Annotated in this window: 7 protein-coding genes and 1 pseudogene; 3 read left to right on the forward strand and 5 right to left on the reverse strand. The window is 62.7% G+C overall.

What is annotated here, in order from left to right:
- The first annotated feature begins 78 nt into the window (after positions 1-78).
- Positions 79-1,428: an IS30 family transposase gene (locus tag ABTX60_RS42390; RefSeq protein WP_231783878.1), complete on the forward strand. Its 1,350-nt coding sequence runs from the start codon at positions 79-81 to the stop codon at positions 1,426-1,428.
- A 10-nt stretch (positions 1,429-1,438) separates the two neighbouring features.
- Here the strand turns inward: ABTX60_RS42390 and ABTX60_RS42395 are convergent.
- Positions 1,439-2,368: pseudogene (locus ABTX60_RS42395) on the reverse strand (IS3 family transposase); the annotation flags it as partial.
- A 206-nt stretch (positions 2,369-2,574) separates the two neighbouring features.
- On the opposite strand from ABTX60_RS42395, the gene ABTX60_RS42400 reads away from it, so the two are divergent.
- A complete protein-coding gene (locus tag ABTX60_RS42400) occupies positions 2,575-3,561 on the forward strand; it encodes a DUF2971 domain-containing protein (protein WP_125053176.1) in 987 nt (328 codons plus the stop codon).
- Positions 3,562-4,180: 619 nt separating this feature from the next.
- Here the strand turns inward: ABTX60_RS42400 and ABTX60_RS42405 are convergent.
- Genes ABTX60_RS42405 through ABTX60_RS42415 form a run of 3 tightly spaced genes read right to left on the reverse strand, consistent with a single transcriptional unit; the run spans position 4,181 to position 7,866 of the window.
- Entirely contained in the window at positions 4,181-5,251 is a 1,071-nt protein-coding gene (locus ABTX60_RS42405; protein WP_125053174.1) for a flavin-containing monooxygenase, read from the reverse strand.
- Positions 5,252-5,267: 16 nt separating this feature from the next.
- Positions 5,268-6,503, reverse strand: coding sequence for an MFS transporter (locus ABTX60_RS42410; RefSeq protein ID WP_298782394.1), 1,236 nt, complete (start codon positions 6,501-6,503; stop codon positions 5,268-5,270).
- A 10-nt stretch (positions 6,504-6,513) separates the two neighbouring features.
- On the reverse strand, positions 6,514-7,866 hold the full coding sequence (locus ABTX60_RS42415; protein WP_298782400.1) for an NAD(P)-binding domain-containing protein: 1,353 nt from the start codon (positions 7,864-7,866) through the stop codon (positions 6,514-6,516).
- Between the two features lie 99 nt (positions 7,867-7,965).
- On the opposite strand from ABTX60_RS42415, the gene ABTX60_RS42420 reads away from it, so the two are divergent.
- On the forward strand, positions 7,966-8,847 hold the full coding sequence (locus ABTX60_RS42420; RefSeq protein ID WP_037131630.1) for a helix-turn-helix domain-containing GNAT family N-acetyltransferase: 882 nt from the start codon (positions 7,966-7,968) through the stop codon (positions 8,845-8,847).
- Between the two features lie 443 nt (positions 8,848-9,290).
- Here the strand turns inward: ABTX60_RS42420 and ABTX60_RS42425 are convergent.
- A partial coding sequence (locus tag ABTX60_RS42425; protein WP_352101978.1) for a TMEM164-related integral membrane acyltransferase occupies positions 9,291-9,706 on the reverse strand: 416 nt, incomplete at its 5' end.

The following is a 9,706-nucleotide window of genomic DNA, read 5'->3' on the forward strand; positions in this document are numbered from 1 at the left end:
GGACGCAACATTCGAGGTCAGGAGGGTGTTGTGGGTCGTCCATCGGATTGGGTGCGGGAAGTAACGGGCAGGGCTCCGATGAGGTCACCGGGAGCACCGGGCCATCCTCGGTCGAAGGAACGGCAGTTTTGGGACCAGATCGCCACAGGCAAGCTTCCTCGTGAGGCAGCTGACGCTGTCGGCGTGGCGCAAGCGGTTGGTCAGCGGTGGTTCCGGCACGCTGGCGGGATGACGCCGTATTTATGGCCCGCGCCGGCAGGCAGGTACCTTTCTTTGGCAGAGCGTGAGGAAATCGCGATCCTGCACGCCACCGGCCACGGAGTGCGCGCGATCGCGAGTGCCATCGGAAGGAGCCCGTCGACGATCTCGCGGGAGCTGCGGCGTAACGCTGCCACGCGTGGAGGCACGCTCGAATACCGCGCCAGCGTGGCGCACTGGAAAGCCGAGTTGTTTGCCCGCCGCCCGAAGACCGCCAAGCTCACGGCCAACGATCGGTTACGGCACTATGTTGAGGACCGACTCTCGGGCCGGATCACCAAGCCGGGCGGCGATGCTGTCGCCGGACCGCTCGAACGGCAATGGAAAGGCTTGAACAAGCCCCATCGTCAGGACCGCCGATGGGTGAAAGCGTGGAGCCCCGAGCAGATTTCGAACCGGCTACCAATCGATTTCCCGGATGATCTGAGCATGAGAATCAGCCACGAAGCCATCTACCAGTCCCTGTTCATCGAGGGCCGCGGCGGCCTGCGCCGCGAACTCATCTTGTGCCTGCGCACCGGCCGTGCTCTGCGCATGCCGCGGGCAAGAGCAAAGCGTGCTGCCTGGGCTCACGTGAGCCCGGACGTACTGATCAGCGAGCGTCCCGAAGAAGCCGACGACCGTGCGATCCCCGGGCACCACGAGGGTGACCTCATCATCGGTACGGACAGGTCCGCAATCGGAACCGTCGTCGAGCGCACAACCGGATACACCACCCTCGTGCACCTGCCACGGGAGCGTGGGTGGCGACAGCAACCGATCACCAAGAACGGGCCGGCACTGTCGGGATACGGAGCGGTGTCGATGAACAGAGCGTTGACACAGGCACTGGCGTCGATGCCCACCGAACTCAAACGCTCGCTGACCTGGGACCGCGGGAAAGAGATGTCCGCACTCGCCCAGTTCACCATCGACACCGGGCTGAAGGTCTACTTCGCCGACCCGCACAGCCCGTGGCAACGAGGCACCAACGAGAACACGAATGGACTACTGCGCCAATACTTTCCGAAGGGAACTGATCTCTCGCGATGGAACCCAGACGATCTCGCGGCAGTCGCCCACGCTCTCAACACGCGACCACGGAAACGACTCCAATGGCGAACCCCCGCTGAAGCTTGGGACGAACACCTACGATCAATTCAACAGCAACGTGTTGCTTCGACCGGTTGAATACGCCTTGACTTCCGCGATCGGCGTGGAACACTGCACCGGCAAGACCGCCGCGGGTCAGTGCTGCGGCACCTAAGGCATCTTCGACGAGTTCGGTACGCATGTGCTCGGCGATCGACCAGCCCACCAGGCGGCGGGAGAAGCAGTCGATCACCGTGGCCAAATACAAGAACTCATTGTCCCCGCATGGCAGATACGTGATGTCACCGACGTATCGGGTATTCGGTGCGATCGCGGTGAAATCACGGTTGAGCAGGTCCGGCGACGGAGTGTCGGCTGGTTCGGCGATGGTGGTGCGGTGTTTTCGGCGCAGTCGCAGGCCCTCGATGTTGTTGGCGCGCATGATCCGTGCGATCCGTTTGTGATTGATCCGCTGGTCGGCGGGTTGTCCGTGATTGATCTCGGCGGTGATCCGGGGCCGCCCGTAGGTGTTGTCCCACCGTGTGGACGGCGCGGATCTTGTCGGCGAGTTCAGCGTCGGCTGCGGCCCGGGCGGCTCGTTTCTCGGCGGCGTTGATCCATGCGTAGTACGACGAGCGGGCGATATCGATGACCTGGCACAACCGCTTCACCGGGTAGGTGTCGGAGTGGTCTGCAACGAACTGGAAGCGGTTCACCAGTTCGTCTCTCCGGCGAAATATTTTGCCGCCGACCGCAGGATGTCTCGCTCAGTTTCGAGCTTGGTTTTCTCCGCGCGTAGGTGTGCGACCTCGGCGCGGAGCCTGGCGGCTTCCTGCTCGGGTGTCTCGCCGGTGCCGGGCCCCGGAGCGGTGGCGGCGGGTCTGCGGATCGGGATACCCGCATTTCTCAGCCATGTGGTCAGGGAGCCGTGGGATACGCCGAGATCGGCGGCGATCCCGGCTACGGTCGCGCCGCCGGTGTCGCGGTACAGCTCGACTGCGTCGCGGCGGAACTCTTCGGAGTAATTTTTCTTTGCCATCGGGTTAGATCTTCTCGCTTTCCCTGGTCTGAGACCAGGATCAAGCGTGTCCAACCCGCGGGGTCAAGGCCCGTCGATGCTAAGTTCCGCGCTGCTCAGGGCGGCTTTTTTTGCAAGCCTGTTGACTGGATTGGAACGAGGGGGCGTGAGTGTTAGTGGGATCCTCCTGCAAAAAGTTGTCAGGTGACTGCAGTACTATCAAAATCGTGACCGACGAGAATGACATCCTCTATCACTACACAAACTTCGGAGGATTCTCCGGCATCATCAAAAGTCAAAAGCTCTGGGGAACCGATATAAAGTATCTAAATGATGCTCAGGAACTCAAATACAGTGCCGGGTTGATGGCCGAGATCTTTCACTCCTTGGCTCAGGAACTACCTGACCTTACAGAGGAAGAGCGGAGGGAGTGTGGTGACTTCTTCACGACCGAGGGGCCCGACCATCGAGATCCGTCGTACCTTGGACCAAAGAAACATGCACTTCGAGCCGCCGCCTGGTCGCTTGCGGCTCTCGTAGACGAGTCACAGCCGCAGATGCCATACGATTGGAAATGGGCGAACGGGTATGTCACTTGCTTTACTACCGAACGTGACTCGCTCGGGCAGTGGCGTGGATATGCAGGTGGTGATGGTTTCGCCGTAGGTTTCGATCGGGCGAAGCTAGCGGAGCTGACCTACCAATGCTGGGATTACAAAGCAGGAAACCGAATGGAACCGGACGGAAGAGGTTGGGTTGATGCTCCGATCCCTGGGCCGCGACCCATCTTCTATGGTGACGAGGCGCGGGCCGAAAACTTGAATTTGGTTCAAAACTTCCTCCGTTCACGTATTTCTGAAAAGCCAGCTGCGGTTAACTACTTCAACTTTGTCACGGAGATGTTCAACGCCGCCGGTCGGTTGTGCATGACTCTGAAAGATGAATCATTCCAAGCTGAGAAAGAATGGCGACTTATCGCTATGTTCGCAGAGGCGTCCGCGCGACTGAATTTCCGGCAGGGAAGCTACGGTACTGGAGGCGTGGTTCCGTACATCGAGATCGGTTTTCCCCGTGACGCCATTGTGAAGGTTGTGATCGGGCCAGGTAATGCGCCAGATCTACGAGAGAGAGCAGTTCGTCAGATGTTGGAAGCCAACGGATATGCGATCGGCGAGGTTGATCTAGAGAGATCAAAAGTGCCGTACCGGGGTTGAACCCTCGACTGACCGGCGGCGTCCATCGCCGCCGAACATGTCGGGTCCCCGAACTATTCTTGAACCCGCGACGAGCCTCAGGTCGCCACACTGACCAGACCGAAGCGAAAGCCGAAGTCCTGAACTGCAACAACCCTTGCAGCTCGGTCACACGTGGCGACCTGATTCTCATTTGTGCACCACAAATCGGCGGTGCCCGTATTGCGGCTCTCGGCAAGTGTGCGCTCGAAGCGGAATTTCTGGGATGCAAAGAATCGAACACCTGAGAAAGGTATTCCACGCCGCTGACCAGCGCAGTCGATCATTTTCGGGAGATGATCGTCCGCAACACGAAACGGAACACCACAGCGGTACCGGCTCCGACCGCGACACCGGCCAGGAGAACCCCGACAGCGACACCGAGAACTGTGGCGGCCACGGTCCCCAACGCGACATCGGCAGGCGCCGGCCGAGGACTGGTGATCGCACTTCCCCTTTCGCGACAGTCGACAACGGACTCGCACAGATCATCACGCGCCGTTTGACGAGGAAGTCGGACCCACGCTGTTCAATGGGACAGGAACCGACTACGAGGAGATCAGGCTGTGCGGGCGCTACGCAAACAAGAGCAGACCGGGCATTATTCGGTCGGATGCAACCGAGCAGCGTCAGCAGGAGTGAGCCGCCGGACCACGTAGTGCGCATCGCGGCCTACCCCACGTAGGGATGCGGACGAGAGGCTTCGTTGCCATTCCAGTCCCACGTACCCGAGCCCTGGGTGGGTGGTGGACAGGCCCTTCCGGTGGCGGGGATGGCCAGTGTCGGTGAGTGCCCCGAGTTCTGCGAGGTAGTCCAGGTTGGGGGTGTATCCCGTGGCGAGGATGACCGCGTCGACGGTTGTTGTGGTGCCGCCGGGCCAGAAGGCTTGGTTTCCTTCGAGTTTGGTGAACATGGCGCGGCGTTGCGGTGTGCCGGCGGTGAGCGCGGCGCGGTAGCGGCCGGTGTCGAACACCGGCGACGTCGGTGGCCGCGAGAGAAGATGCCCGATCGGGAGGGCGTCGATTCCGGTGTACTTGAACCAGAAGTGCATGTCTCGGCGTAGGGGTCGTTGCGGCGCGAATGTCACGGGGTTTCGGCTGGCCAGGATCACATCGGCTGTTTCGGCGAGCTCGGCAGCGATCTGTACTGCGGAGTTCCCGGCTCCGACCACGATGACGTTCTGCCCGGCGTAGGCGGTGGGTTCGCGGTAGTCGGCGGCGTGCACAACAGTCCCGGTGAAGGCATCCAACCCTTTCAGTGCGGGACTGTGTGGAGTTTCGAATCCTCCTGTGGCGGCAATGATTCGAGGTGCGGTGAAGGCGGATCCGCTGTCGGTCCGGACGGTGAACTGGCCGCCGCTGGTGGTGACGGTATCGGCTCGTTCGTTGACGTGAATGTCCACATCGAGGGTCTTTGCGTAGCGGCGGAGGTAGTCGACGACTTCGTCGCGTCCGGGATAGCGGTCACCGTCGCCGCCGAACGGTAGACCGGGGAGGGAGCTGTACTTTGCTGGTGAGAACAAAGTGAGGCTGTCGTAGTACTGCGGCCAGGAGCCGACGGGTTCGCTACCCGCTTCGATGATCGCGGTGTCGAGCCGCTGGCGGCGCAGATGATGGGCTGCGGCCAGGCCGGACTGACCGCCACCGACGACAATCGCGTCGTAGTACGTCATGAGAATTGTCTTTCGGTCAGGAAGTGATCGGAATCGTTGTGGTGGTGCGGAGGGCGGGGATGGTTGCTGCGCTGATCACGGCGCCGACGAGGGCAATCGCTCCGAGGACGAGGTAGGCGTGGGCGTAGCTTCCGGTCCAGGTGGAGAGCACGGTGCCGGCCCACGGAGCCAGGGCCATGACGATGACGATCGGTGCGGACATCAGCCCGTTGAGGCGCCCGTAGTGTTCGCCGCCCCAGCGGTCGGTGATGGCGGTGGCCTGGATCAGGGTGAAGATGCCGCGGACCAGTCCGGCGCCGACGGCGATGCCGATCAACGCCGCCGTAGAGCTCGCCAGACCTAACCACACGGTGCTCAGACCGGCAACGGCGATGACCGATACCGTGCGTACGCGGACACTGGTCTTCGCTGCGAGTGGTAGGTAGAAGATGCGGCCGATGACCTGGCCGGCGCCGCCCAGCCCGAGCGTGAGTGCGGCGAGGCTGGGACTGAAACCGCGTTCGATCAGTAGCGGTACGAGGTTGAAGACGCCGGCGGATGCGGCGAAAGCGGCTGCCGCGAGGGCGACGATCAGAGCAAGGAATGGGAGGCTGCGTGAGGTGCGGTGGTAGTCGCCGGGCTGCGCGTGGGGCAGGCGGATGGGGTCGGGCCACCCGCCACGCAAACCCCAGATGTGTCCGGGGATGGTGATCACAGCCAGTATGGCGGCGAGCACCAGGTAGGTTGTGCGCCAATCGAATCGATCGGCCAGAGCGACAGACAGTGGCGCGAACACCGTGCTGGCCAGACCCGCGGCGAGGGTGAGAATCATCAGTGCTTTGACGTAGTTGTCGCCGTACCAGCGAGTCAGTGCGGCGAATGCCGGTGGATACAGCACCGCGCCCATCGCGATGCCGGCGAACACCCAACCCGCGAAAAACAGGGGGAGGGTGTGAGCTGTCGCGATGACCACCAGTGCGGGTACAGCGAGTACAGATCCTGTGGTCATGACCCAGCGGGGCCCGTGGCGATCGAGGATCCGTCCCACCGGTATGCCGACGGCGGCGGCGGCGAGTTGGCTGACCGAGAACGCCGCCACGATCACAGCGCTCGACCATCCGGTATCGCGGGAAATGGCTACCGACAGAACGGGAAACGCGTAGTACAGAATCCCCCAGCTGGTGATTTCGGTCAGACACAGCGCCACCAGGACCCGCCGCAGCCCCGACGGATCGAGGCTGACGGGGCGAGGCGGATCTTCGATGGTCGTCATCGGCTGTGCCCTATCCGCAGGAGTTGGAACTGCCGGAGGGACTGGACAGCGAGATCAGCTCCGGAGCAGGTGCGGCGCAGCAGCCACCCTCGGATTCCGCGGTATCGGGTTCGTCGAAAACACCAGCGCCGCCGCAGACTCCGGTTTCCGGGAGGATCAACTCCACCCGGGCGGCGGCCTCGTGATCGCCGGCGAGTTCGGCGGCGATGCTGCGTACCTGCTCGTACCCGGTCATCGCCAGGAACGTCGGCGCGCGGCCGTAGCTCTTCATCCCCGCCAGGTACATACCCGGTTCGGGATGGCGAAGTTCTTTCGCGCCGTGCGGATAGACCGTGCCGCAGGAGTGGACGTTCGGGTCGATCAGAGGCGCCAACTGTGTCGGGGCCTGCAGCACGGGGTCGAGGCCGAGTCGGATTTCCGACAGCCACGACAAGTCGGGGCGGAATCCGGTCAAGGTGACGACGTTGTCGACGTTCTCGATCCGGGTGCCGGCATCGGAGACCAGTGCGAGCTGACCATTGTCGGCGGATTCGACGGCGGCGGTGCGGAAACCGGTGACCACGGTGAGAAGTCCGTCGTCGACAGCCTTCTTCGCGCGGAGTCCGAGTGCGCCGCGAGCGGGCAGCTCGTCCGACTCACCGCCGCCGAACGCGGAACCGATAGCCCCGCGGCGAACAGCCCACGTGATGCGCGTACCGGGGGCTTGCTTTTCGAGTCCGGCTAGCGCGACGATGGCAGTCAGTGCGGAATGGCCGCTGCCTGCGATGACGGTGTGTTTCCCGGCGAACTGGGCACGGATCGCCTCGTCGTCGAGGTCGGGCACACGGTAGGTGATCGCGGCAGCGGCAGCCCTCTCGCCGAGGGCGGGCAGTCCTTCCCCGCCGAGCGGGTTCGGGGTGCCCCAGGTGCCGGAAGCATCGACGACGGCCTGGGCGAAGACGCGGTCCTCGCTGCCGCCTGGGCGGCGCAGGTGGATGGAGAGAGGTTCGGTATCGCGGCCGGCGTCGACGACCAGGTCGCGGCCACGTCGGGCGACGCCGATCACCTCGGTGTCGAACTGCACCGCATCACCGAGGGCGGCGGCGAGGGGTTCGAGGTAGAGCTGACGCCACTGCTGTCCGGTCGGGTACGCATCTACGTCGGGAGCGCTCCACCCGTTCTGCTCGAGCAGACACTGCGCGGCGGGATCGACGAGTTCGGACCAGCGGGAGAAGAGCCGGACGTGATTCCATTCGGCGATCGCCGTACCGGCGACGGCGCCTCGCTCAAGCACCAGCGGCGTGAGTCCTCGTTCGCGCAGTTGCGCGGCGGCGGCGAGGCCGATCGGTCCAGCTCCGATCACGACAACGGGTAGTTCGGTCATCACAAATTCCTTTCATCGACAATGATCGATCTTTAATTCGAACTGTATCGATATCAGTCGATGAATGCAACCATCGACGAAGGTCGATATAGTGTGTGCATGACATCGCTGCAGACCCCGACGGTGCGCGTCGGCGATTCGGACCCAGGTGCGGTCGACTCGAATGTGCTCGAGCAAGCTGACGCCGACACCTACGCGCAGTGGTTCGCGTGCCTGGCCGAACCGATGCGGGTGCGGCTGCTGCACCGCGTCGCGAGCGCTGCTGGCGGCATCACGATCGGGGCTCTCGCCGAGGCGTTGGGGATCGGGCAGCCCACGGTCTCCCACCATGTACGTAAGCTCGCCGATGTGGGATTCGTCAGCCTGCGCAAAGAGGGGACCAGCACCGTTGTCGCGATGAATCCGACGTGCTGCGTCGCGTTGCCGCAGGCCGCCGACATCGTGATGGGAGTTCTCGCGCCGCGGCCGTGCTGCCCGAGCGATCTTCCTGACGATGTCGCCGTCCGGGTCATGTCCGATGACGACTGGGACGCCGTTCTGCGGATCTACGGCGAAGGGATCGCCACGCGCAACGCCACTTTCACCACCGAAGTCCCCAGCCGGGAGTATCTCGATGCGCAGTGGCTGCCGAATCATCGCTGGGTCGCCACCATCGACGATGTCGTCGTCGGCTGGGCTGCCCTGAGTTCGACCTCCGGGCGGGACTGCTACCGCGGAGTCGCCGAAAATTCCGTCTATGTCGCCGACGGGATGCGCGGGCGAGGTGTCGGAAAAGCGTTGCTACGCAAGCAAGTCATGGCAGCGGACGCGGATGGGCTCTGGACCCTGCAGACGTCGATCTTCCCTGAAAATCGCGCCTCCGTCTCCCTGCATCACTCGGCAGGGTTCCGCACCATCGGGATCCGCGAGAAGATCGCCCAACTCGACGGGATCTGGCGCGACACAGTCCTGCTCGAACGCCGAACGGCAGCGGATTCCTGATTTTCTGAACCGCCAATCGAAGCATTTTTCGGCAATCGATCCGCCATATGTGATCAGCAACTCGAAGCAACCCCTTAGCTCGAGTGCAGAGTGAATCTGCTGAGACGTGATTCCCGCTGTAACTGGCAAATTATTCGTGGGCTGGTGTCACGTCCTCCTGCAGTGAGTTCTTGAGGGCTCGGGATCAGCGGCTTCACAGCAGAGCGGTCACCGTCGGGGATGTACGTGCAGACGAACTGGAGCGGGTGAAACTGAAAGTCTTCGCGAGTCGCCGATCGGAGTGTGCAACGCCGCCTGCATCTACATGCCGGTTGAGTATCACATCTGCTGCTCTCGCTTGCCTGTCACTCGGCTGCCCGGTAGCTCGATTGGGCAGGACTGTGCAGATTGTTGCTGAAAAGCGGTCGGTCCATGCCAGGGGTGCGGAGGTCGAGCGAGGACGGCTAGACCACGGGTTGCGCGGCGTCCTTGTCGAGAATTCCGTCTCTCTCCCACGGCCACGTCATCAGAGCCCAGATGATGAATACGATTGTCATCCCAGAAAACAGATACACCGGCCACGGACCCATCAGGTCCAGCAGCGATGCGGTGGAAGGTTTGGCGTTGAGAAAGCCGTAATTGGTATCGGCGATGCGATTGAAGATGAAAGTGACTATCGCCCATGTCAGCGTGACCAGTACCGCGAAGCGGTAGCTGCGCCATGTAGGTCGCATTCTCCGGCCCCACGTGAGATAGATCGCGGCCCAGACGACAAACAGGTGAATTGTCGACGGCCATCGTAAGCTCCCCACTGGCGGCCATTTATGGCGCATTTTGTGGCCATGGTTTCTCCCCGCGTACGGCCAGATAGTTCCCCACC

The organism is Streptomyces sp. NPDC126510, assembly GCF_040302345.1.
GTDB lineage: Bacteria > Actinomycetota > Actinomycetes > Streptomycetales > Streptomycetaceae > Streptomyces.